This window comes from Halothiobacillus neapolitanus c2 (assembly GCF_000024765.1).
Lineage (GTDB): Bacteria > Pseudomonadota > Gammaproteobacteria > Halothiobacillales > Halothiobacillaceae > Halothiobacillus > Halothiobacillus neapolitanus.
In genome coordinates, this window is record NC_013422.1 from 577,501 (window position 1) to 600,922 (window position 23,422).

The 23,422-nt window shown below is 53.0% G+C and carries 24 protein-coding genes, 2 tRNA genes and 2 rRNA genes (1 of these 28 cut by a window edge); 16 read left to right on the forward strand and 12 right to left on the reverse strand.

Features of this window, described 5'->3' with window-relative positions; genetic code table 11:
- The 4 genes from HNEAP_RS02720 to HNEAP_RS02735 all read left to right on the forward strand — a co-directional run.
- Positions 1-1,421 (forward strand): 23S ribosomal RNA (locus HNEAP_RS02720); it begins 1,456 nt to the left of the window's first position.
- Between the two features lie 106 nt (positions 1,422-1,527).
- Positions 1,528-1,643 (forward strand): 5S ribosomal RNA (rrf, locus tag HNEAP_RS02725).
- A gap of 126 nt (positions 1,644-1,769) precedes the next feature.
- Complete coding sequence (locus tag HNEAP_RS02730; protein ID WP_012823430.1) at positions 1,770-1,979, forward strand: hypothetical protein; 210 nt, start codon at positions 1,770-1,772, stop codon at positions 1,977-1,979.
- 98 nt (positions 1,980-2,077) lie between these two features.
- Positions 2,078-2,569 carry a hypothetical protein gene (locus HNEAP_RS02735; protein ID WP_012823431.1) on the forward strand — a complete coding sequence of 164 codons (492 nt, stop codon included), beginning with the start codon at positions 2,078-2,080 and terminating at the stop codon, positions 2,567-2,569.
- A gap of 20 nt (positions 2,570-2,589) precedes the next feature.
- On the opposite strand, the gene HNEAP_RS02740 is transcribed toward HNEAP_RS02735, so the two are convergent.
- The 4 genes from HNEAP_RS02740 to HNEAP_RS02755 form a co-directional block, all read right to left on the reverse strand.
- Positions 2,590-3,216, reverse strand: coding sequence for a c-type cytochrome (locus HNEAP_RS02740; RefSeq protein ID WP_012823432.1), 627 nt, complete (start codon positions 3,214-3,216; stop codon positions 2,590-2,592).
- A 36-nt stretch (positions 3,217-3,252) separates the two neighbouring features.
- Positions 3,253-3,855 carry a 5'-methylthioadenosine/S-adenosylhomocysteine nucleosidase family protein gene (locus HNEAP_RS02745; RefSeq protein ID WP_012823433.1) on the reverse strand — a complete coding sequence of 201 codons (603 nt, stop codon included), beginning with the start codon at positions 3,853-3,855 and terminating at the stop codon, positions 3,253-3,255.
- Between the two features lie 15 nt (positions 3,856-3,870).
- A complete protein-coding gene (locus HNEAP_RS02750) occupies positions 3,871-4,389 on the reverse strand; it encodes an adenine phosphoribosyltransferase (protein WP_012823434.1) in 519 nt (172 codons plus the stop codon).
- A 174-nt stretch (positions 4,390-4,563) separates the two neighbouring features.
- Entirely contained in the window at positions 4,564-5,124 is a 561-nt protein-coding gene (locus HNEAP_RS02755; protein ID WP_012823435.1) for a Smr/MutS family protein, read from the reverse strand.
- 107 nt (positions 5,125-5,231) lie between these two features.
- Between HNEAP_RS02755 and surE the strand changes: the two genes are divergently transcribed.
- The 4 genes from surE (at position 5,232) to HNEAP_RS02775 (ending at position 8,166) form a co-directional block, all read left to right on the forward strand.
- Positions 5,232-5,996: a 5'/3'-nucleotidase SurE gene (gene surE, locus HNEAP_RS02760; protein ID WP_012823436.1), complete on the forward strand. Its 765-nt coding sequence runs from the start codon at positions 5,232-5,234 to the stop codon at positions 5,994-5,996.
- 161 nt (positions 5,997-6,157) lie between these two features.
- Entirely contained in the window at positions 6,158-6,772 is a 615-nt protein-coding gene (locus tag HNEAP_RS02765) for a protein-L-isoaspartate(D-aspartate) O-methyltransferase (protein WP_041600612.1), read from the forward strand.
- Positions 6,769-7,356: a YqaA family protein gene (locus HNEAP_RS02770; protein ID WP_012823438.1), complete on the forward strand. Its 588-nt coding sequence runs from the start codon at positions 6,769-6,771 to the stop codon at positions 7,354-7,356. The genes HNEAP_RS02765 and HNEAP_RS02770 overlap by 4 nt, the downstream gene beginning before the upstream one ends.
- 24 nt (positions 7,357-7,380) lie before the next feature.
- Positions 7,381-8,166, forward strand: coding sequence for a peptidoglycan DD-metalloendopeptidase family protein (locus HNEAP_RS02775; protein WP_012823439.1), 786 nt, complete (start codon positions 7,381-7,383; stop codon positions 8,164-8,166).
- 33 nt (positions 8,167-8,199) lie between these two features.
- Here HNEAP_RS02775 and HNEAP_RS02780 read toward each other — a convergent pair whose 3' ends face one another.
- A complete protein-coding gene (locus tag HNEAP_RS02780; protein ID WP_012823440.1) occupies positions 8,200-9,078 on the reverse strand; it encodes a helix-turn-helix transcriptional regulator in 879 nt (292 codons plus the stop codon).
- Positions 9,079-9,231: 153 nt separating this feature from the next.
- On the opposite strand from HNEAP_RS02780, the gene HNEAP_RS02785 reads away from it, so the two are divergent.
- Positions 9,232-9,564 carry a hypothetical protein gene (locus HNEAP_RS02785; protein ID WP_012823441.1) on the forward strand — a complete coding sequence of 111 codons (333 nt, stop codon included), beginning with the start codon at positions 9,232-9,234 and terminating at the stop codon, positions 9,562-9,564.
- Positions 9,565-9,586: 22 nt separating this feature from the next.
- Here HNEAP_RS02785 and HNEAP_RS02790 read toward each other — a convergent pair whose 3' ends face one another.
- The 3 genes from HNEAP_RS02790 to HNEAP_RS02800 form a co-directional block, all read right to left on the reverse strand.
- Positions 9,587-10,552: a zinc transporter ZntB gene (locus tag HNEAP_RS02790; RefSeq protein ID WP_012823442.1), complete on the reverse strand. Its 966-nt coding sequence runs from the start codon at positions 10,550-10,552 to the stop codon at positions 9,587-9,589.
- A 69-nt stretch (positions 10,553-10,621) separates the two neighbouring features.
- Positions 10,622-11,212 carry a class I SAM-dependent methyltransferase gene (locus HNEAP_RS02795; protein WP_012823443.1) on the reverse strand — a complete coding sequence of 197 codons (591 nt, stop codon included), beginning with the start codon at positions 11,210-11,212 and terminating at the stop codon, positions 10,622-10,624.
- Positions 11,213-11,282: 70 nt separating this feature from the next.
- A complete protein-coding gene (locus tag HNEAP_RS02800; RefSeq protein ID WP_012823444.1) occupies positions 11,283-11,744 on the reverse strand; it encodes a transcriptional repressor in 462 nt (153 codons plus the stop codon).
- A gap of 246 nt (positions 11,745-11,990) precedes the next feature.
- On the opposite strand from HNEAP_RS02800, the gene HNEAP_RS02805 reads away from it, so the two are divergent.
- From HNEAP_RS02805 to HNEAP_RS02815, 3 genes are all read left to right on the forward strand, one after another.
- Entirely contained in the window at positions 11,991-13,013 is a 1,023-nt protein-coding gene (locus HNEAP_RS02805; RefSeq protein WP_041600340.1) for an MBL fold metallo-hydrolase, read from the forward strand.
- A gap of 137 nt (positions 13,014-13,150) precedes the next feature.
- A complete protein-coding gene (locus tag HNEAP_RS02810; RefSeq protein WP_012823446.1) occupies positions 13,151-13,675 on the forward strand; it encodes a YeeE/YedE thiosulfate transporter family protein in 525 nt (174 codons plus the stop codon).
- Positions 13,675-14,331, forward strand: coding sequence for a YeeE/YedE thiosulfate transporter family protein (locus tag HNEAP_RS02815; protein WP_012823447.1), 657 nt, complete (start codon positions 13,675-13,677; stop codon positions 14,329-14,331). The genes HNEAP_RS02810 and HNEAP_RS02815 overlap by 1 nt, the downstream gene beginning before the upstream one ends.
- 217 nt (positions 14,332-14,548) lie before the next feature.
- On the opposite strand, the gene HNEAP_RS12640 is transcribed toward HNEAP_RS02815, so the two are convergent.
- The gene (locus HNEAP_RS12640; protein WP_155802512.1) at positions 14,549-14,866 is read right to left on the reverse strand and encodes a hypothetical protein; all 318 of its coding nucleotides are present in this window, start codon (positions 14,864-14,866) and stop codon (positions 14,549-14,551) included.
- A 121-nt stretch (positions 14,867-14,987) separates the two neighbouring features.
- Here HNEAP_RS12640 and HNEAP_RS02825 point away from each other — a divergent pair, with 121 nt between their 5' ends.
- Positions 14,988-15,695 carry a DUF6969 family protein gene (locus HNEAP_RS02825; protein WP_012823449.1) on the forward strand — a complete coding sequence of 236 codons (708 nt, stop codon included), beginning with the start codon at positions 14,988-14,990 and terminating at the stop codon, positions 15,693-15,695.
- A gap of 135 nt (positions 15,696-15,830) precedes the next feature.
- On the forward strand, positions 15,831-16,820 hold the full coding sequence (locus HNEAP_RS02830) for a sulfurtransferase (protein ID WP_012823450.1): 990 nt from the start codon (positions 15,831-15,833) through the stop codon (positions 16,818-16,820).
- Between the two features lie 152 nt (positions 16,821-16,972).
- Here HNEAP_RS02830 and HNEAP_RS02835 read toward each other — a convergent pair whose 3' ends face one another.
- Positions 16,973-17,866 carry a phosphoribulokinase gene (locus HNEAP_RS02835; protein WP_012823451.1) on the reverse strand — a complete coding sequence of 298 codons (894 nt, stop codon included), beginning with the start codon at positions 17,864-17,866 and terminating at the stop codon, positions 16,973-16,975.
- A gap of 665 nt (positions 17,867-18,531) precedes the next feature.
- Between HNEAP_RS02835 and HNEAP_RS02840 the strand changes: the two genes are divergently transcribed.
- Positions 18,532-18,607 (forward strand) — tRNA-Ala (locus HNEAP_RS02840).
- Positions 18,608-18,912: 305 nt separating this feature from the next.
- Here HNEAP_RS02840 and HNEAP_RS02845 read toward each other — a convergent pair.
- Positions 18,913-19,002 (reverse strand) — tRNA-Ser (locus HNEAP_RS02845).
- A 212-nt stretch (positions 19,003-19,214) separates the two neighbouring features.
- Between HNEAP_RS02845 and pal the strand changes: the two genes are divergently transcribed.
- On the forward strand, positions 19,215-19,724 hold the full coding sequence (pal, locus tag HNEAP_RS02850; protein ID WP_041600618.1) for a peptidoglycan-associated lipoprotein Pal: 510 nt from the start codon (positions 19,215-19,217) through the stop codon (positions 19,722-19,724).
- A gap of 98 nt (positions 19,725-19,822) precedes the next feature.
- On the opposite strand, the gene recC is transcribed toward pal, so the two are convergent.
- Positions 19,823-23,374 (reverse strand): exodeoxyribonuclease V subunit gamma, encoded by a 3,552-nt coding sequence (gene recC, locus HNEAP_RS02855; protein WP_012823453.1) that lies wholly within the window; start codon positions 23,372-23,374, stop codon positions 19,823-19,825.
- Positions 23,375-23,422: the final 48 nt, after the last annotated feature.

Genomic DNA, 23,422 nt, shown 5'->3' on the forward strand with positions numbered 1-23,422 from the left:
GATCCCTTAGGCAAATCCGGGGGGTCAATGCTGAGGCATGACGACGAGTCTCTACGGAGACGAAGTGATTGATACCAAGCTTCCAGGAAAAGCCTCTAAGCTTCAGATTATGAGCGACCGTACCCAAAACCGACACAGGTGGACAGGTCGAGAAGACCAAGGCGTTGAGAGAACTCGGGTGAAGGAACTAGGCAAAATAGCACCGTAACTTCGGGAGAAGGTGCGCCCGTGGTAAGTGAAGCGACTTGCTCGTGGAGCTGAAGCGGGTTGCAGTGACCAGGCCGCTGCGACTGTTTAACAAAAACACAGCACTCTGCAAACTCGAAAGAGGACGTATAGGGTGTGACGCCTGCCCGGTGCCGGAAGGTTAATTGATGGGGTCAGCGCAAGCGAAGCTCTTGATCGAAGCCCCGGTAAACGGCGGCCGTAACTATAACGGTCCTAAGGTAGCGAAATTCCTTGTCGGGTAAGTTCCGACCCGCACGAATGGCGTAACGATGGCGGCGCTGTCTCCACCCGAGACTCAGTGAAATTGAAATCGCTGTGAAGATGCAGTGTACCCGCGGCTAGACGGAAAGACCCCGTGAACCTTTACTATAGCTTTGCACTGAACATTGAACCTACTTGTGTAGGATAGGTGGGAGGCATTGAAACCCGGACGCCAGTTCGGGTGGAGCCAACCTTGAAATACCACCCTGGTATGTTTGATGTTCTAACCCAGGTCCGTTATCCGGATCGGGGACAGTGTATGGTGGGTAGTTTGACTGGGGCGGTCTCCTCCGAAAGCGTAACAGAGGAGCACGAAGGTTGGCTAAGTACGGTCGGAAATCGTACGGTTAGTGTAAGAGCATAAGCCAGCTTGACTGTGAGACAGACACGTCGAACAGGGTCGAAAGACGGTTCTAGTGATCCGGTGGTTCTGTATGGAAGGGCCATCGCTCAACGGATAAAAGGTACTCCGGGGATAACAGGCTGATACTGCCCAAGAGTCCATATCGACGGCAGTGTTTGGCACCTCGATGTCGGCTCATCACATCCTGGGGCTGAAGCAGGTCCCAAGGGTATGGCTGTTCGCCATTTAAAGTGGTACGCGAGCTGGGTTCAGAACGTCGTGAGACAGTTCGGTCCCTATCTGCCGTGGGCGTTCGAGATTTGAGGGGAGCTGTCTTTAGTACGAGAGGACCGAGATGGACACACCTCTGGTGTTCCGGTTGTCACGCCAGTGGCACTGCCGGGTAGCTAAGTGTGGATGGGATAACCGCTGAAAGCATCTAAGCGGGAAGCCCACCCCAAGATGAGATCTCGCTGGGACCTTGAGTCCCCTGAAGGGCCGTTGAAGACCACAACGTTGATAGGCTGGGTGTGGAAGCGCAGTAATGCGTGTAGCTAACCAGTACTAATGACCCGTGAGGCTTGACCATATAACGCCAAAACAGCTTGTCGACTGACAACAAACAAGATCAGTGTACTTGTAACCGCATTCACTTCACGCAGACAGAGCAATGACTCTGTTTGCAAACCCCTTTGCCTGGTGTCCATAGAGCGGTGGAACCACCTGTTCCCATCCCGAACACAGAAGTGAAACGCCGCATCGCCGATGATAGTGTGGGGTCTCCCCATGTGAAAGTAGGTCAACGCCAGGCTCCCCATTCAAAGCCCCCCGTACATATCCTGTGCGGGGGGCTTTCTTTTTTAGGCCTTAATGATAGAGTCTGTGGCCTAAGGAACCTCTGATTGAATCCTTCGTGGCCGAGACGGGCTTTTGAGGGATGAGTCGCAAGGCGCGGCGCGAAACGGGCTTGCGCCAGCTTCGCGTTAATGGTTATTCCATTCGTGAGCGGCGCAACACAGCGGGCTTACGCCAGTTTAATGCGAAGCAGGCGCAAGCCCGCGTAAAATCGCCCTCAAAAGCCCGTCCTATGCGGGTTGCCGCCCAAAAGACACAACACTTCGTTATCGGCCTTGGCATCGTAGCGTAAACTACGACCTTCGGCCTCTGCCTCGTTTTGCGGCTTTTGGATCAGCAACTCGGCTCACGAGGGATTCAATCAGAGGTTCCCTAAAGTGAGGTCTGAATATGTCGATGAATCAAGCCCGCTGGCTTGTTGCCACGTTTGTCGCTCTTGCTGTTTTGAGTTTTATTTGGGGCCATAACCCTGCTGAAGTTCGCCCCAAGGATACGGCTTCGGGCCCTGTTATTCCGGTGGTTATTCCTAATGACTGCACGATGAAGGGGACTGGTTGCGACTTGGCATTAGGTCACATTGGCCACGTGCTTGTACGGGCACCTATCGTGATCAAGCCTCTGGAGAAGTTTTCACTTGTCGTTGAACCGCAAGGTGAGGCCTCGAAATCAATGGGCGCGGTTTCTGTGGATTTTCAGATGGTGGGGATGGATATGGGCATCAACCGTTATCCACTGACCCGTACCAATAATGGGAATTATGCTCAGAATATCATTCTGCCTGTGTGCACAACGACACGAACGGATTGGGTGGCTGATCTTAGCTTTACGACGACGGCAGGTACTTTCGTAGCCAAAATACCTTTCGTTGTCGATCACCGGTAATCTGTTAATTTCTTCGCACTCTATTGCAGAGCATGCGCTAGTAAAGAAATTTCCTGCACAGTTAATGATTTCGCAATGACGCCCATCGGGTTGCCCTCTGTGACCGGGCGAGCATTAAATCGCCACGCGTTCATTTGGTGGATAAAGTAGATAGCGGGTTGCCCAGCAATGGGTGCGATTCCATCCGCATCACCTTGTCCGTTGTCTCCATGGCAGCTGAAGCAACTAGGTATACCCCGATTCGGCGCACCCACTTGCAATAATTTCGCCGCCTGAGGTGGGAGGCTCTGCAGATCGATGTGTGGTGAATGCGCGGTCTGATTCGCGTAGTACTCCGATACAGCCCGTCGCTGCGCGATACTCAGCTTTTGTGCATATTCCTGCATGATTCGGTTTGTTCGCTCTTCTTGTGCATACAACGTCATTTGCTGATCTAGATATTCTGCATTCATGCCAGCCAATCTCGGGTAGCCAGCTTTTAGATTTCCTTCGCCGTGGTCGCCGTGGCATATCGCACAGGCTGGAACGTCACCTGTTCCTTTTCTGGCTATTTTTTCGCCAATTGTATTGGTCGATGTCCCTGCAATAGCCAGAGGAGCGGCAGACAACATGAATAGGGCAGCGATAACCCACTTTCGATTGTTCATTGATAAGTTCCTTGTAACTGTCAACTGGATAGTGTTTTATTTGCTTGCCAGTTGAAGACGCTCGAGATGCTTCAAAGTTTCACCCAGCGCTACACTCAGATGATCGGTGGCCATATTGAGCGCCTCTGGCCAATCCCGTGCGGCCTGACCGTCCGCTCCATCGGTAATAAACTTCAGCGCGATGAACTCCGTGTTGTGATGCAGGCATGTTTTCGCCAGCGAATAGGCTTCCATATCGATGACTTCAAAGCTCAGTTCAGGGTGCCGTTCGCTGACAAAGCTATCTCCGGTGAAGCAAGTCGCCTGCTTCATCCCCGGTATGGCAAGGCTGCCTGTTAGGTGTGTTTCTTTTTCGAAGGGCGTTTGACCCAGATCAAAACCCAGCGCCGTTGCATTCATGTCATGTTGAAAGAACCGGGTGATACACACTGTTTCACCGGCTGGATACTGGTGTGATCCTGCCGAGCCCAAATTGATCACGATGGTATGTTCATTCGTCGTCGATAGGATTTCGCCCAACTTTATAGCCGCATTGATCTTGCCAACGCCAGTGTAAAGGATGGGTAGGCCGAACTGATCCAGACGGTTCCCAACATTCTCCTGTGGGAGTGCCATGACGAGGAGTATGTTTTTCTTCATCGTATTGTTCGCTGTTCAGTAGGTGAATAGGCTGCGAACCGGTGTGTTTGGCCAGGCGAATTGATTGAGGCCCGGGAGGTTGATCAAGGTGCCGATGCCTTTGATCTCGTGTCCGCACTGCGTACAGAGTTCGCACGTGCCCAGAAGCGTGCCGCCCGTGGCTAGTACGTCATCGATGATCAATACGCGCTGTGGATTCAGATTTGTAGCCATTTGCAGTTCGTCTTCACCGTATTCAAGTGTGTAGCGCACGCTGTGTCTGGGCGGCGGCAGCTTCCCCGGCTTGCGGACGATCATGAGCCCCTTGTTTTGGGCATAGGACATTCCGGAAGCCAGAATGAACCCACGGGATTCAATCCCCACGATGGCATCGATTTCTGCCCATTCTTCTGGTGAGAACTGGGCGGACAACATATCGATTGTCTCGCGGAAATGATGGTTCAGTAGCGGCGAGATGTCTCTAAAGATGACGCCGGGTTTGGGGAAATCGGGGATGGCTCGTACGGCCTGAGCAAGAGAGTTCGTTATTGGCATTTGGTCTGACTTTCTGGGTTAACAGGATGTTGAAAAAGGCCTTTCCTGCCCTTTTTCAACGCGCCACGCCCGGCACATGTCCGTGCGTGGCTTCGTCAAATCAAATATTTGCATATTTGATTTGCGCGTGAGGCATCCATGCCTCGCTCTAACAGCCCGTTTTTCAACGGCCTGTTAAGACTTCCGTAACAATACGTAAATTGCGCCTGTGCCGCCATCATGCGGCGGTGCTGAGCAAAAAGCGATGACATCATCCCTCTGAGGCAGCCAGTGGTTCACCATGCGTTTGAGTACGGGTACTTGCCCAATCGATCGGTTGCCTTTGCCGTGAACGATACGGACACAGCAGCGCACGTCCCGGCGTTGCTCAAGGAAAAACCGAGCGATGCTGTTTCTGGCTTCATCGATGCTCATGCCATGCAAATCGAGACTGGCCGCAACGCTGAATTGGCCGCGCCTTAACTTTCTCAACAACGGAGGAGGGCTGTCTGGTCGAAGATAACTCAGGGTCTCGCCATGTTCGATGGGCTCTTCCAGCGCGAATCCATCGGATAGGTGCTGATCGATGTAATCGCTGAGCCGCTCTGGAATCGCCTTCCTGCGACTGGGTTTTGGCGGTGCGTCATCAACCACAACACAAGCATTCGAAACCGGCTCAACCGAGCCTACTGCCTCGTGAAACAAGGCGATATCCTCGGGGGCGAGTGGTGCTGTTTTTTTGCTGCTTTTCGCCATTGCTCATGCCATGAAATAACTTTGTTTGATTTTAGTTCAAGTGCGAGGTGTAAAGCAGCCGCCGCACCGGTATCCTTATGCCCTCGTTATCGTTTGGATGCAAATTCATGAATATTCTGGTCAGTAATGACGATGGTTACCTGTCGCCGGGTATACGGGTTTTGGCTGAACGACTCAAAGCGCTGGGGCATGTCACGATTGTGGCACCGGATCGAGACCGTAGTGGCGCCTCCAATAGCCTGACGTTGAGCCGCCCGCTGCGTCCCCGACTGGTCGAGCCGGATGTTTGGGCGGTAGATGGCACGCCGACGGATTGTGTTCATCTGGCGATACAAGGTTTGCTTTCCGTGGTGCCGGACATTGTTGTTTCCGGCATCAACCACGGTTCGAACCTGGGTGATGATGTGTTGTACTCGGGTACGGTTGCCGCGGCTACAGAGGGCCGTTCGCTTGGGTTGCCGGCAATTGCCGTTTCCAACGCGGCACATCACCCGGAGCATTTGGGTGTCGCCGCCGATGCGGTCGTAGATTTGGTCTGCCGCCTGGTAAATCATCCCCTGCCCGCGTTCACTTTGCTGAATGTCAACGTTCCGGATTTGCCGGCTGATCGAATCAAACCCATGCTCGCCACCCGTTTGGGTCGTCGCCATCCTTCATCGGGGATCGTTCGCGATCGGGATCCTCGTGATCGGGAAATCTTCTGGATTGGTGCCGCTGGCGAAGGTGCGGATGCAAGCGAAGGTACGGACTTTGCCGCGGTCGCCGCCGGACACATTTCGGTTACCCCAGTACAATTCGATATGACGCGGCACAGTGCGATACACAATGTCGCCGATTGGTTGGCTGAACCCGTGTGTGCCTTGCCCAAATGACATCATCCGATTTTCCACGTCTGAAGAAGATACTGTCTTCCTCAGACAAGCCAGAATTGCGTGTGCCCGAGAAGACGCTAAAGAAAACAGCGCGTCGTGTTGAAGACGAGCTTCCCTCTTTTTCCAAGCAAGGCCCAGACTACACTTGGGCACGCGGAGCCATGGTTGAACGATTGCGGCAGCAGGGTGTATCCAACGCGAAGGTGTTGGCGGCGATGAATACGCTGGCACGCGAGGCATTTGTCGATGAGGCCCTGCGTATGCGGGTATATGACGATTGCTCATTGCCCATCGGGCAGGGACAGACACTATCTCAGCCTTATATCGTGGGGCGGATGTCCGAGTTGCTTCTGGGGGCGAGTATCCCAGTGAAACGGGTGCTGGAGATCGGCACCGGTTCGGGGTATCAGGCCGCCGTGCTTGCTCAATGTGGTTGTGCGGTGTTTACGATCGAAAGGATCGGGACCTTTCTGGAGGTCGCCAAGGCTCGGCATCGTCGTCTGGGGCTACTGAACATTCGTTATTTGCATCGGGATGGTTTCAAGGGGTGGCCTTCGCAAGCCCCATTTGATGGGATCATCGTGACGGCCGCGCCATCGAACATACCCGATGAGCTCAAAGCACAACTGGTCGATGGCGGGCGGCTTATTGTACCCGTTGGCTCGCAAGGTGAGGCTCAGAGACTCACCGTGATTACCCGTACCGAAAATGACTTTAGAAGTCAGTTTTTTGATGCGGTCAGTTTTGTCCCCATGCTTCCTGGAGAACAGTCTTGAGACTATTCGGCGCTCTTTACGATCGAGTTTTATCCTGGTCTGCGCATCGACATGCGCCGGTGGCACTGGGCGGGTTAAGTTTCGCTGAAGCTTCGTTTTTCCCGATTCCACCCGATGTCATGCTGCTTCCAATGGCCATGGCCCGCCCGCGCTGTTGGTGGCAATTTGCAACCATTGCAACCGTCTTTTCTGCCTTGGGCGGCCTGTTCGGGTATTTGATCGGCTGGCTGGCAATTGATTGGCTGATGCCCTATATCCAGCAATGGGGCTATGGTTCGGTTTTTGAAAAAGCCAAACTGTGGTTTCAGGAATGGGGATTCTGGGCGATCATCGTGGCGGGGTTTTCGCCCATTCCCTACAAGGCGTTCACGATTACGGCCGGGGCATTAACCATGAATCCAGCCTTGTTTTTTGTCGCTTCTTTGGTCGGTCGCGGCGGGCGGCTTTATCTGGTCGCCGGGTTGATCGCCTGGGCCGGACCGAAGATTGCCCCTAAACTTCGTCACTATATTGAGTGGCTGGGTTGGTTGACGGTCGCTTTACTGGTCATCGCCGTGATTCTATGGCGATGGATGAAACACTGAACGGATGGAGTGCATTATCCCATCGTGAATCAGTTATCGTGTCTTGCTGCCCATGTAAGGCCCCTGTACCGTTTGGCATGGGTCGGGTTGCTGCTTGGCGTGATGACCTTGTCCGGCTGTGCCACAGGGTCTCATTTTGACCGATGGGCAGGGCACGATGCTTCGGCCATACGCGTTCGACCGGGCGACACGCTGTATTCCATTGCTGTTGCGAATGATCTGGATTGGCGTGACGTTGCACGTTGGAACGGCATCCGCAATCCGCGTGATTTGCGAGCGGGGCAAATATTGCGACTGACCCCACCGGGGCAAACTGCGCGTGCCGCCACGAGGGTGACGACGAGAGCCGTTCCGCGTAAACCTCCGGCCGCGAAACCGGCCTCGCGATCAGCCTCAACCCAATCCAATACCACCGTTTCGGCGCAAGGCGTGATCTGGAAGTGGCCGGTTAACGGACGTGTTCTTAGTCATTTCATCGACCAGAGTAACCAGCAAAAAGGCTTGATCCTGGGGGGTGCGATTGGCGAACCCGTTCGTGCCAGTGCAGCCGGAGAAGTGGTTTATGCGGGCAATGGTCTGCCTGGATACGGCAATCTATTGATTATCAAGCACAATTCGACCTGGCTATCGGCATACGGTTACAACCGCAGTCTTCTGGTCAAAGAGGGGCAGACCGTTCGGGCAGGTCAAGTCGTGGCGACCATGGGGCGGCGAGATGGCCGCGCAAAGGATAAAACCGGCAGTTTGCTGTTTCAGATACGTCGGGATGGTAAACCAGTCGATCCCATGGCCTACTTGCCCAGTCGCTAGCACCCGCCCGAATTAACGCTCATTTTCTGTAGGCTAATTGTTACGCCACAAAAACGGTTGAACCTGTTCCGGGTTTTTCAGGATGATCTGCTGGATTTTTGGGTCGGGGTGTTGTCGTTCGGGTTCAATTTGCATCAACCGCAAGAAGTAGGGCAGCAAGGCCTGACGAACGGGCTCGCAACGTGTTCCATCGATCATTCCGTAGTCTTCGGCGAGAATCTTTCGCTGACTTTCCGGCAAGCCCGGATGCGGCTCGATGATAACGTCAATAGTTTGATGCCATGCCTCATCGTGATCACCCGAGATCGCAGTTTCATTCAGCAATTGGGGTGGCTCTCCCCTGAATCGTGCCAATACGAAATCACGGTATGCCTGATGCGTGTCACTGAATGCGCGTACATGCCAGCGAAAACCACTGAACACCAAATGATGCGGTGAGAGCGTCAACTCGGTTGGTTCATTGCGATTCATGGACTGGTACGCCGCCTTGAGTTTTCGTTTTTGGTAGATGGCCTGACTCACTACCCTTAAAACCGACCAATCCAATTGCCGATCCAGTGGCTGTACCACCTGTATGGCTGGCAGTGCGGCAGACAGGGTAACCACGGGTGTTTGTTGTGGATTGACCACCTGCAGGGCATTGAGTACATCCGTGGCCGAACCGGTGAGCAATAGCGGGGTGAACGCGTCTCCTGCTTCATAATATTTCAGCGATTTGTTGTACTTGAGGTTATCGGGGCGAAGGCTCATGTACACCGCGAAATCTTTGGATGCCTGAGCTCGACTGATGCTGAACGTCTCGACGAGTGCCTGCGTGCGTACCCAACCCGTGAGCAACAGCGTGCTTTCCAAGAGCGTGAGGCGTTGTCGTACATCCCATTTCAGAGCCGCGATTTCAGCGTGATTGACCATAGTCTTATGTGTGTGCCTTAAGGTGATTTGCGCGTCATTGTGCCGTAAACGCAACATGTGTCAATAAACTTGACTAAATAATGTTGACGCACCTTGATAAAGTGTCTACTATCTATTCGTGTAAATTAAGTAGACATAATTTGGAGATTGATCATGAATCACGTACTTGATACCACTGCACGTACCACTTCGATTGACTGGGCAGCAGTTTATGAAGCTTGTCGTCTGCATCTTGTCGGCATTCCTTATGTGCATTTTATTGAGGCACCAGAAGAAACCTTGAATCGTTTGGGGATGCATGACGCATTGGAAATTATGGCGGCCGGGTTTCTGCCGTTGTTGCCCGCCCAAGCGAAGGTTCGGCAGGAAATCGATGCCCCAAAGCCTGTTCCTAAGGTTTCGATGGCCCGTTTTGATAATAAAAAAATCACGCTACGAGCCCCTGGTGTTCGGGGGTTTTCCAAGTGGGTGCCCCGTGCCTCTTGAGTTGAGCGAGCGGCGTGAGCGGTCAGAACAATCGAGCGCGCTTGAACAGGTAGATGAGAACGGCAGCCAGTGAAACCAGAAACAGGGTGAAGATACTAAAGGCCCACGGATGCCCATCATTCCCGGGAATGCCATCAATATTGACTCCGAACAGGCCGGTAATGAATGTCAATGGCAGGAAAATAGCTGACAGTGCAGTCAGAAAGGTCAGTTGTTTGTTCAGTTCATTGTTAGAGCGGGTCTGCAATTGTTCCTGAATAATCCGCATTTGGTCGCGGGAGGCGTCCAGTACCTCAAGATAGCGAGTCAGTCTGTTTTCCGCCTCTCGAAGGCGCTGGATAGGCCCTTTCTTCATCCAGATCAGGTGGCTGCCGATAACGGAAAGCAGGGCGTCCCTTTGCGGGCCAAGGTAGCGACGTAACGTGAGAATCATGGTGCGAAGGTCAGCCAAGTCACGGTCGGATACCGGTTCGACATCCTCACTGATCAGCATGATTTTTTCGTAATTGTCGGTGAGTTCGTCAATTTCCTCGATCGTATCCAGCATGTCCTCGTTCAACAATTCAACAAGCCGCGTGACAAATTGACCGGCATCTTTGGGCGCATTGTTGGTTTCCATATCGCGCTGCAAGGTATTGACTGCCCGCAAGCTGCGTAAATGAGTACTGATGATCAGTTTCGGCGTGATCCAGAGCCGGATGCCGATCATATCGTCTGGTTCTTGCCCCGGGTTGTGATTGATGCTGCGCAGCGTCAGCAGCAGTCCTTGATCGAGAATCAGGGCGCGTGGCCGAGTCACTTCTGCCAACAGGGTGTCCTGAACCGTACTGTCCAAATCGATTCGGCTGCGTATCCATTCCTGGGTTTCTGGCCGTGTGTAGTTCAGGTGAATCCAGACAGGCCCCGCGCATGGTGTTTCATCTGAGAGGGTAAGCAAGCGCGCTGTGCCGTCGCCCTGCAAATGCCAGGTATAGAAATCGGTAGTCACTAGGAATGCTCTCAATCGGGTGATGAATGGCAGTTAGAAGCCAAGGTACGGGCTATAAACCCGGGAAAGCTAAGATTTGACTGCCCTGTGAATGGTGTAGTTCTGGCCTTGCTTTATTTTTTCGTAGTTGCCGAACTGTTCCTTGAAAGTTCGCTTGAAGTAGTCGCGAAGCCCATTGATGCTCACAAACCAGATATCTCCACCAGGGTTGAGCGCCTCGGCAGCATCCCAGAGCATGATTGACCACATTTCCTTGCCCACCTTGGCGGGTACGTTCGATACGATGCGATCCACGTGTTGACCGCGCAGGGCATCAAGGCCGTTGCTGGGTTTGACGACAACGTTGTTCAGTTGATTGCGTTTGGCATTGCTTGCCGCAAACTCGCAGGCGACGAAATCTTTGTCGAGCAAAATCACGTCAGCCTTGGGTTGGGCCTTCGCGAGGGCCAGCCCGATCGGGCCATAGCCACAACCTAAGTCCACAATAGTCTGGCCGGGTTCCGGCGCATCCAGAAACCCCATCAGTAAGCGCGTGCCCTCATCAATTTCACGCGGAGAGAATAAACCCCAGGTGGAATGCAGCGTGAGCGATTTATCCATCAGCGTGGTGGTTTGAACCAGATCGGCACGAAGTTGGGCTATTTCTTGGGACGTAAGCATGACAAGACCAGATGTGGCGGGAATTACGGTGTCTATTTTAGCTTGAAGTCACCCGTGATGCGGACTTCTTTCATGCAAGCTTTTGGCAGGAAGCGCACAGACCATGCAGTTCGATGGACTGGTGTGTCACTGTGAATTTCTCCGCATGCGTGAGCGCGCTCAGGATACCATTGAGGGCCTCGCTGGCGGCTTCGTTAATTGTGCCGCAACGGTCGCAGATCATTAGAATGGCTTGATGTTGCGTGTCCGGATGATGACAGCCAATGAATGCATTCAAACTCTCGATGCGGTGAATCAACCCGTGTGCCAGCAAAAAATCAAGTGCGCGATAAACGGTGGGCGGCTTGATCAGACTGCCTTCGCTTGAGAGCCGTGCAATCAAGTCATAGGCTTTTGTCGCCTCGTGATTCGCCCAGATTTCCATCAGCACGGCGCGCCGAATAGGTGTTAGTCGCGCACCCCGCGCAAGACATACCGCTTCAGCGTGAGCAAGTGCGGAGGTGGCGCAGACGTGATGATTTTGACAAATCATGGAGACCAGTCGTGTCCTTCGTGTGAAGCGGCAGTGACTCAGCCCTGAGAGGGTAGAGTACTGACGGTGGCATCAGGATTGTTGCAAACAGATAAGCAAATCCAGGGCGTTATTCAAAGAAATAATGATCATGGTATTGAAGTTTTTCATTCCACTCACCAAGATCATAGCAGGAGTCATGGTCTGTCATAGGACCCAATTGCTTTCTTATACAAGAGAGAGCGCAAAATAAAGAGATTAGTAAAGATGAAATCAAATACAGAACGTATGCCCCGTCGACGCTTTTTGCAATCCGTAGGTTTCGTGGCCGGAGCGACCATGTTGCCAGCTGCTTTTTCCGCACGTGTTTTTGCAGAGGAGAATCTGGTTATTGCCGGTCCGAAAGTGCCTGATATCAAGCCTACTCCGTTATCTGAGAACGTATTCTGCATTGTCTCGCCATGGGGTTTTCCCTCTGTTGAGAATCAGGGGATGATGAGTAACGTGACTTTTGTGAACACGAAAAAAGGCGTGGTCATTATCGATAGCGGCGCTTCCCGACAAATTGGCGAGATGGCATTGCGTCAGATCCGTCAGTTGACCGAGGCCCCCGTGGTGGCGGTCATCAATACGCATTATCATGGCGATCACTGGTTGGGTAATCATGCCTTCGTGGCCGATAATCCTGACGTATCGCTCTATGCGCACGAGAAAACCATTTCGGCCATCAAGACCGGGCAAGGTGAGTTCTGGCGCAACCTGATGGAACGCTCGACCGACAACGCCACCATTGGTACGGCAGTCACTCCGCCGACACTGGCATTGAGCCATGGCGACGTACTCGATTTCGGCGATACAAAAATCAAGGTGCATTTCTACGGTACGGCACATACGCCCTCCGACATCAGCCTAGAGATCGTGGGGCAGAATCTCGTTCATGTCGGTGATGTCGCGATGGATAATCGAATCGCATTCATGGACGATGGCAGTTTCCGCGGGACATTCAAAAATTACGATGCGCTGGAAGCAGCGGTGCCAGATGCATTGTGGATTCCTGCGCACGGGCATCCCGGCAAGCAGGTTCTTGAACACAACCGGGAATTGTTCGAGGGAATTTACCAGTCCGCTGAAAAGGCTGTCGAGCAGATGGGCGGGCAGGAATTGGCCAAATCTTTGGCACTTGAAGATCCCCGTGTGAAAAAATACGCACCGGTAACCAAAGGCTTCGACGAAAACATAGGGAAGTACACTTCACTTGCTTACCTGGAAGCTGAGTCGGCATCATTCTGAAATGCCATTGAATGATAAGACCTTTGGCGCATGAATAGAGGGGGCGAATGCTTCAATCAAACATATCGATTGGGCGTTTCCCCTTTACTTAGGCTAAAAGGTCTAATGGCATAAATAGTTGAGAAAAGGAGTGATACATGTCTGATGGTACGTTGGTGCGCCCGCTGTGGCCGCCCTTGGTTGCCGGGTTGGTGCTCGGATTGGTCCTTATCCTTACCTTTGTCCTTGTCGGGAATGGCGTGGGTGCATCGGGCACGTTCGCTAGTATTGCAGCCTGGTTGGGGATGCAGATTGCACCGGCGGCAACGGAATCCAATGGCTATCTCGGCGGCATGGTTGCGAATGGTGCCAATCCGTTCGCGAGCTGGATCGTCGTGGAAGTTGTCGGGGTGGCCATCGGCGCGCTTCTGGCGGCTGTCAGCGCAGGTCGGTTCAAACTGAAAGTCGATACGGGCGCCGGCAAAATCGGGGTTTGGCCGCGTCTTGCCCTCGCCTTGATCGGTGGCGCGCTGGCTGGTTTCGGTTCACGTCTGGCCGCGGGGTGCACCAGTGGTGTGGGTTTGTCCGGTACTACGATGCTGGGAATAGGTGGCTTCATATTCCTTGTGGTTTTCTTTTTTGTCGGCCTTGGTTTGAGCGCACTGCTGCGGAGGGTCTGGTAATGGATTATGGGGTAGCGGGTACTGCATTGGCCTCCGGGATTTTGTTTGGCTATGTATTAGAACAGGCGGGCTTTGGATCGCCGTGCAAGTTGACGGCCCAGTTCCGTCTGACTGACTGGTCTGTTTTCAAAGTCATGTTTACGGCCATCATCGTGGCTTCTCTGGGTATTCTTCTCCTGCAAACCGGAAATTACTTCGGTTCCAAGGGATTCTTCGTGCCAACCACGTTCCTCTGGGCAACGGCTTCCGGCGCTGCTCTGATCGGTGCCGGTTTCGCAATCGGGGGCTACTGCCCTGGCACGTCGGTTGTCGGTTTCATGTCGGGCCGTATCGATGGTCTGGTCTTTATGGCGGGTATGGTGCTGGGGATTTTCGGCTTTGCTTATGTCTACGATAGTGCACTTATTCAGTTTATCCTGCATTCGGCGCAATTCACTGCAAAAACGTTGCCGCAGTATCTCGGTGTTTCGCCTTGGTTAATCTGGGTCGTTATGGTGTTGGTCGCCGTGGGTGGTTTCGCGTTGGGTCGAGTGCTTGAGCGGCGCGCTCATGGCGTAATTACTGCCGAAGATATCGTGGATGGTACTGATCCGACTCTTTCCTCTGATGAGCAGGGAAGCGCGGTACAAGGTAATCTCGGTTCGCGTGCGGCTTAAGCATCCACCGATCGTGCTCAAGCTTAGTGGATTGAACTCATTGTATTTGAACAATAATTTAAGAGGGGATTTGGATAATGACTCAACAGGATAAAAAAATGACGCGTTCAAAATCACGACGTTTTCTGTCCGCTTCTGTTCCAGCGCTGGCAGTAGCTATTACCGCGGCTGCTGTGGCGCCTTCACCGGTGAGTATGCTGTCTGTTATTCCCGCAGCTCAGGCCCGAGGTGAAAATCCGTGCGCACCAGCCAGCCGTGGTGGCAACCCTTGTGCGCCTGCCAGTCGCGGTGGGAATCCCTGCGCACCGGCAAGCCGTGGTGGCAACCCTTGTGCGCCAGCCAGTCGGGGTGGGAATCCGTGCGCACCAGCGAGCCGTGGTGGCAACCCTTGTGCACCAGCCAGTCGCGGTGGGAATCCGTGCGCACCAGCGAGCCGTGGTGGCAACCCTTGTGCACCAGCCAGTCGCGGTGGGAATCCCTGTGCACCAGCGAGCCGAGGCGGCAACCCCTGCGCCCCTGCGAGTCGTGGTGGCAATCCCTGTGCGCCGGCAAGCCGTGGCGGGAATCCTTGCGCCCCCGGTGGCCGATAATTCGGATTGAATCCGAGCGACTCATATGAGTGCTAGATCGGTACATGCTCGAGGGCGCTCCGTGTCATGAACTCTACCCTGAGCAGTCTGGACGATTATCAAGCTTGGATGACTCAGCTTTCTGAGCCTGATTTCGATGAGCTCGTATCGGTTGCCCAGGAGTTTTTCGATATCAATCGGTCGCTGAGTAATGATCACCAAACGATTCTAGATGAATTGCTCAAATATGAGGACGACTCGCCTGTAATTCGCTGGCAGCACTACCCAGCGGATGATGTTCAAGATCCGGATACAGGGGCGATGTATTACTATCATGCCCATGCCGCTGACGAGCGCCCGCAGGATGAGCATGGCCATTTTCATTTGTTCATTCGCCCTGAGCCGAGTGCCCAATTCAGCCATGTCGTAGGTGTTTCAATCGATGCGCGTGGTGCCGTGCGCTCCCTGTTCACAACCAATCGTTGGGTGACGGACGAGTACATTCGACCTGCGGTTGATTTGGTTTCAATGCTGCCTGACGCCTTTGTCGTTAATCGTGCACGCCCATCCTGGTTGGTTTCCCGTTGGTTGATGATGTTGGTTCGATTGTGCGAGCCACAGATTCGACGGTTACTCAACGCTCGGGATGAGTCTCTGGGCTGGACGGGCGATGGCGAACTGCCCGTCGATGTTGCCGAAGATCGCTCGAAGAACGTTTTGAGCGAAGAATTTATTGATATCTATGCGGTATTAACGTTGGTGCAACAGGTTGGACTGCAGCGTTATTCGGCATAAAAAAACGCGCATTGTCACTATCGGGTCAATGTGTTTTGATAGGTGATGCAACTTTCTGGTTTGCATCTCACAGGGTAGTTGGATGCGCCGTAGGCTATCTGACAGTTAATTGTTGTAAAGAAGGAGTTTAGACGAATGAATTTCAAGAAGTTTGTGTTTGTGCCTGCCGTGATCGCGGCATCTTTTGCGGCGCAAGCTGCATACGCAGTAACTGTGCCGGGACCGCTCGTTGATCCGGCTTGGCTAAACGCCCATTTAAAAGATGTGAAGGTATTGCAGGTCAGTGGAACGATGAAGTCGTTCACTACCGCACCTGAAATGAAAGAAATCAAAGGCAAGAATGTTGCTGTTACGGTGAGCGGCCACGTGCCGGGCGCATCGTTCGTCGATTTCAAGACGGTTCGAGTCAGTCGTGATATTGATGGCAAGATGGTCAAAGGTGTAATCCCCGATAAAGCAGCATTCGAGAAGCTGGTTCAATCTTGGGGTGTTAACAAAGGCCAGCCGATTGTCATCGTGCCCAAGGGGCTTTCCACCCCCGATGTTGACGAAGCGACACGTTTGTACTGGCAATTGAAGTACTACGGTCAGGACAATATGGCCATTCTGAACGGTGGTATGGCTCAATGGCTGGCTGATGGCATGCCTGCTGCCACGGATGCGCCCGCTGTTTCGGCTGGTAACTGGGTTGCATCAGCGGAACGAAAAAACATTCTGGCAACCTATCAGGAAGTCAAAAAGGCTGTTGAGCACCCAGGCGCAGTCGAGTTTGCTGATGCCCGTCCAACTAACCAGTATATGGGGGTTTTTACCAAGCCAAAAGAGCTACCTGGACACTTGCCTGGCGCAAAAAATGTACCACCTGATTTGTTGACAACGGCGGATGGCGCCTCTGCCCGCTTTTTGCCTAAAGCCAGTTATGAATCCATGTTTAAAACGGTTGGATTAAATTCAGGTAAAGAAATCATCGACTATTGCAACACAGGTCACTTGGCATCTGGTCTCTGGTTTGTGACCCATGAAATCGTTGGTGATAAGAAAGCCCGTCTTTATGACGGCTCTATCGTTGAGTACAGCATGTACGATGGCGCCAAGATGAATGACCCAGCTATGCTGGGAAAATAATCACCAGATAACTCGGTATTTTTGTCGAGACACTAAAAAAGCGCCTTTTCCGGGCGCTTTTCTTTTGCTGCAAATTCGCCAATGAGTTGAGTAATAAAAAACCCGCTGAGCATAGCGGGTTTTTAGTTTCTTATCGACGGCAGGCTGACTTGTCAGGCGTTACGTCTTTCAATCATGTTGTGGATGATTGGAGTAAGAATCAAATCCATTGCGTAGCTCATTTTGCCGCCGGGCACGACGATGGTGTTGTAGCGCGACATAAACGAATTTGGGATCATCGACAGCAAGTACGGGAAATCGGCACCGGCTTTTTTAGGATTACTGAAGTGGATGATGACCAAGCTTTCATCGGGCGTTGGAATGTCACGCGTGATGAACGGGTTTGAAGTATCGACAGTCGGCACGCGCTGGAAATTGATATCCGTGCGCGAGAACTGCGGCGTGATGTGGTTTACATAGTCCGGCATCCGGCGAAGAATGGTATCCACCGTCGCTTCCGCAGAATAGCCACGTTCAGCGTTGTCACGGAAGATCTTCTGGATCCATTCCAGGTTAATGATGGGGACAACGCCCACACCCAGGTCCACATGTGCCGAGGCATCGATCGAGTCGGTTTTGACCAGACCGTGCAAACCTTCATAGAAAAGCAAATCCGAGCCAGCTGGGATATCTTCCCAAGGGGTAAACTCCCCGGGTTTAAGATTGGTATTCAAGCGAGCATTGTGTTCGGCGGCTTCTTGATCACTGTGGATGTAGTAGCGCTTTTTGCCCGTGCCTGACTCGCCGTAGGTTTTGAACAGCTCACCCAATTTGTCGAAATGGTTGGCTTCCGGGCCGAAGTGGGAGAAGGAGAAATTGCCAGCGGCTTCCGCTTTTTTGACTGCTTCTCTGAATTCCATCCGTGACAAGCTGTGGAAGCTATCGCCTTCGATCACCACAGGCGAGAGCGATTCGCGACGAAATACGTGCTCAAAAGCACGCTTAACAGTGGTGGTGCCAGCGCCGGACGAACCGGTGACAGCCACAACGGGATGCTTAACAGACATGGCTTCTCCTTAATAAAACAAATTGAAAATCTTATTGAATCAAAGCTAGCCCACTGGCCTTGCAGCATGCCAACTTTGATTGAATAAGATCCCTGATTCAACAAAAACCAAGCCAGTAATTCTAGGCTTTTATCACTTGTCTCACAAGCCACCGTTGAACTTAGCGTCAACGCGAAGTAGAAATGTCCCTTTTTCCTGTTTCGTTTCCGTTACCGGATCGCATTGTTCCCATCAGTAGCGGACTTGCCGATGGGCGCCTTTTCAAGAGTGATTCGCTGCTGTTGCATGTCCTCTGATTGGCTTGATCTGTTTTGCAAGCGCCATTTAAACCCGTGCATTAACCGCCTGCCTTCGTGCTTTTTGTCATGACTGTAAAAGCCATTTTCCGTTTGCGCCAGAATAAGTCCTAGTGACCATCAAAATGCTGGTTAATCGATTTCATCCGCCGTCAGCAGCGCCATCACCTGTGCTCTTAGCGCTTTCTTTTGATTCATCATGCCCATCCAAAAACATCCGTCTCTTTTATACACAGACGCTGAGCTTACTCACTCAGGGAGTATTTATATTTGGGACAAAGGGGACATTACTACTTTGCGCTGACACTACGTCCAATATTCTTGACAAAAAAAAACTGAAAGGTATTATACCCGCCACCCGTAAATAACGGGGCTATAGCTCAGCTGGGAGAGCGCCTGCATGGCATGCAGGAGGTCAGCGGTTCGATCCCGCTTAGCTCCACCAATCGAAGATTTTAAAACGTCCAGCAGAGTTCTAAAATCTTAACTAAACCCGCATTGAACCCTAGGTTTGCGGGTTTTTTTACGCCTGTAGTGTTTCAAGTCATCCCATTGCAGCCCAGTCATTCTGGGGATATCAACGGGCTAACTCTGATCTTGGATGTTTTGTCGTCGAAGAAAATCAGAAGAATTCAGGTGGTCATGTAACCGCACTTTCCTACCAAGCATCAAAGTGTAGGCATAGTTGTGGGCATGAACATTTTGTTTGTTTGAAATTCGCTTTAGAATCAAGCGGATATCACTGAATAGTGGCGGAGGATCAGGGATTCGAACCCTGGAAGGGGATAAACCCTTGCCGGTTTTCAAGACCGGTGCATTCAACCGCTCTGCCAACCCTCCGCGAGGGGGCGAATTTTGTATAAATCTGGTCTAGATGTCAATTCTTTTGTTGGAGTAAGGGTAGAGTTGGGCTTCGCCGAAGCTATGATATCCATGGTTGCTGACTGTGTTGTTTTCATGATACTGATGAGCATTCATTCTTCCAACAGTTAAAAAATACTTTATGGTAGATTGAGCTTGTGTTTTTGGTGTTTATGATTGAGGTACATTTCATGCGTGCGTTTGTCGCTGTTTCTATGGGTGTTTTGGCATTATCTTTGTCTGCGTGCAGCTCTACGCCAACTAAGCCTGCGGGCGCGGGCCAAGCGGGTGGAGCAACGGGTGCGGAGTCTTCGGGCATGAACGGTTCCGGTACGGATGAATCTGTACTGTATGCGAGTGCCCCGAAGGGCGACGCTGCAACTGTGTACTTCGGTTTCGATAAGTACAATGTTGACCCTTCTTATCGTCCGATGCTGCAACAGAACGCTGCTTTCCTTAAAGAAAACACACAGCGTCATGTTTTGGTAGAAGGCAATACTGATAACCGCGGCAGCCGTGAATACAATATCGCGTTGGGTGAGAAGCGTGCGGTAGCGGTGCGTGATACTTTGCTGGCTGATGGTGTTGCGCCCTCTCAGGTGGACGTCGTGAGCTATGGCGAAGAGCGTCCGGCTGTCGAAGGGAATAACGAAGCGGCCTGGGCGAAAAACCGTCGCGCTGATCTGGCTTACGGCAAGTAAGAAGTTCCGTTTCGTCGATTGACGGACTGACGTTTGAAATGAGCCGCCTTTACGGGCGGCTTTTTTGTGTCCGCTCGAATCGGAAGATGTGAAATGCGCTAACGGGCTTCGATGGCATCTTTGATGGGCGCGTAGATGATCTGGCTCAATTCGGTAAATTGTTTTTTGGCAAAGCTTTGGCCGTTGATGAGCGTCGAAAAGTCCGGCCAGAGCCGGGCGAGTGCTGGGCTGTTCGTGACTTCTCCCGGAACTTTCATGTTGCCCTCAAAGCATTCTCTGGCTTTTTTGAGCGCGGAATCTGTATTTTCCGGAGTCATTTCTTGAGCCAGCAAGCAGAACGCAGTTTTGCAGGCCAGCGGATAGGGGGCCTGCACGGCATCAAACCAGGCGTCGAGCAAGGTCAATAGATGCTGTTTTGCCATCTCTTTTTCAATGGGGGTGAAGCACAAGGTGCCAGTTTCGCCGATGAGATAGGTTTCCACTGATCCGTGCGTGAGCTGGGCGAGCAGATGAGCCGGCCACTGGGCAACGCATTTGTGCCATTCGATATCCTGACCTCGATGGAGTTTGCCTTCAATGAAAATCAGTCGCGCCAGGGTGTCGTTCGGGATTGATGACTCGGTGGAATATACATCTGGTACTGATGCTTCAAGCATGATACCTCGATCACTTCGGATGCTCAGTACCGGTGATTTAGCTGCGGTTTGATGGAATCGCAGGTTTAATTCAAGCCAGCGTTGCCATTGGTCGATCAACGGCAGAAGTTCGCTGTACTCGAATGCGGGGCTGACAATGGGTAATCGCCCACCGAGGCGTGCCTGACCATATTGTGTCGAGATGAGCGCGCTGATGTGTTCGATTGTGGGCGTCGTCATTTGGCTTGTAGCGTGCGCTTGTATGGCGAGTTGGTGACGCACACGGTCGTTGATCTCTTTTTTGAGTTGCCAACGTTGCAGGCCATCCAATTCGAAGGGTTCGTGATCTTCCAGTTCGGTCGCGGTGGGTCTTAGATAGACGCCAAACCGTTTTGTGAGCAGCGTGTGCGCGGGCGTGCGCAGGAAATCGCTTAAAGTATTCAGGGTGAGGGGTTCTTTGGGGAGCCAGATTGGTAGCTCGGTCTTTGAAGTGCCTTGAGTGCTGTCGTGCACGGCTCGCCAGTCGTTGGCGAAGGTGAACAGATCAGTATTGTCTGCCGAAAAATAACGGCGGCTGAATGGGTGCAGCGGGTGCTCTGTGGTCTGAATCTCGCTGCAGGAATGTGGCTCTGGCACTGCCCAGAATTGATCGAGATAGTCGCGCAGCTGGCTGACGAGCACGGAAGCCGGGCGAATCTTGTTGTTGTTGATGTTGCGGCCGACCCAGCTGATGGATAACCGTTCCCGAGCGGCCAGCAAGGCTTCGAGGAATAGGTATCGGTCGTCCTCGCGCCGTGCGCGATCACCCGGGCGGTAGCGGCCGTTCATGAGATCGAAATCGTTGGGTGTTTGACGCCGTGGGTAGTTCGCGTCGTCCATGCCTAGAAGGTAGATGTGTCGATAGGGAATGGCGCGCATCGGCATCAGGGTGGCAAAGTTAACGCCGCCGACAATGAACCGTTGATGCAGGCGATGTGGTTCAAGGCGATTGAGCCAGGCATGACGAACGGTTTCGATGTCGATTTCATTTTCGAACCCAGCCACGCTGCAGTCGGCGAGCCACCGTTCGAGCTCATTGTGCAAACGCGCCAGCGTATCCATTTCAATCTGGATTTCGGGTGAGTCCAGATGATTTTGAGTATCGGAAAGAGAGAAAAAATCGGTCATCAGTCGGCGTAAGCGCGCAACCCATTCCGTTGGTGTGCATTTTTCAGACAGGCGTTGGGTGTACTTGTCGAGTTGCTGGACCAATTGTGCCAGTTTGCCGACCAGTTCCGCGCTGATGCCATCCATGACGGGATGGGGTTCTATTTCATCCCAAATCGCGTTTTCGTCGCCACTCAAATAGCCGAGCAGGAGCCGATTCAGCCCGAATGCCCAGGTGTTTTGCTCCATGCCCGGTGGCACGCCAAACGCTTCACGATGCTGGGCATTTAGCCCCCAGCGAATACCTGCCGAATCGATCCAGTCATGCAGGGTGGTTAAATCCGTTTCTGAAATTCCGAATCGGGCAAGAAGCAGGGGGCTGCCCAGCAGATCAAGCAGCTCGCTTCTCAGCAGACGTGATGTCGGCAAGTTCAGTATCTGTTCGAGTGCATTGATCAGAGCGACCTGACCCGAAGCTGCTTGATCGGAAATGCTGAACGGTATGTGTTGCGGATCATCGCGGCCAAAGCGCCCGAAAATGGCGGAAATGGCCGGAGCGTATAGGCTCATGTCCGGCACCATCACGATGATGTCCGTCGGTTTGAGCGACGTATCGGCTTCGAATGCAGCGAGTAACTGGTCGTGCAGAATCTCGACCTCTCGCAATGGGCTGTGCGCAATGTGGAAATGCAGCGAGTGATCTTGGTCGGGCTCAAGGCGACGGTTTAGTGCGCGCAGTTCATCTGGGGTGCGCAGCTTGAGGATGTCATCTTGAATGAGCGTCAGCAGCGAGGATTTTGCAGAGTCGACAACCGTTGATTCGAAGGGCGTGAGTGTCAATGGATTGGCGGCGAGCTGAGCATTTTCCTCGAATTGATCCAGCAGGCGCATCAGATCGCGCCCCTGTCGGCCCCAGGCGGCCAGCAAGGGATGTGCATGTGCTGTTTCGTTTGGCGCGGATTTGTAGGGTCTTCGGCCTTGATAGCGTTGTGCGAACAACTGGTGTCCGTCGATGATATCGCCCCAATAATATTCACAGGGATTCAGAAAGCAGACAATCACCTGTGACCAACGCGATGCGACTGCCAGAACGTCCAAAACCTGAGGCGCAATCGACGACAGTCCAAACACGACAATCCGCCGGGGCAGGCCTTCCGGGCGCGCCTTTTGCTCCGATGCGGCTTTTCGAAAGGCGGTGTGCAGGTCTGCGCGTCCTGCCGCGAATTCGATGCCGTCTCGATCGTCCTGCCGTTCGCGAATGTCTGCCAGCAATGCGCGCCACAGCGGCGGCTGCCAGCGTTGTTCGTCCGGTAGGCGCGTTTCGTGCGCGGGGAGGTCATCATGGCCTTCCTGCCAATGGCGCAGCCAATCCGCTCGGTACACCTGATACTGGTCGAACTGATCGGCAACGCGCAGTGCCAATTGATACAGGCGACGGTCGTCGGGCCGCTGATCGGTGACTATGTAGTGGCGCAACGGCAGGAAGGAGGGCGTATGGATGAGATTCGGCAGTAACCGCATCAGGCGCCATACCAGCTTGTCCTTATCCAGCGGTGCTTCGGCGGGGACGAAGTCGGTACCCAGTACCGCTCGATAACATTGCCACTGCAAGCGGGCAGGCAGAATCATTTCGATGCCGGTCGCTATGCCCAATCCACCATCTTGGGCCGAGCGCGGGCGTGCCAAACCAAGGCGCAGCCATTGAGCCATGCCGTTGCTCTGTACCAGAAAGGTTTCGTTCTCCAGCGGGGCCAGCGGATGCCTTTTGAGCCAGTCGATCAGAACCTGCTGCAACAGCTCCAGCCGGTTGCCCTGAATCAGCAGGAAACCGGGGGTAATCTCATCCGTGATGGGTGTGGTCGGGGGCATGGCGCACCGCTGGGAAACGACAAAGCATCATTCTAACCTGTCGTCTCA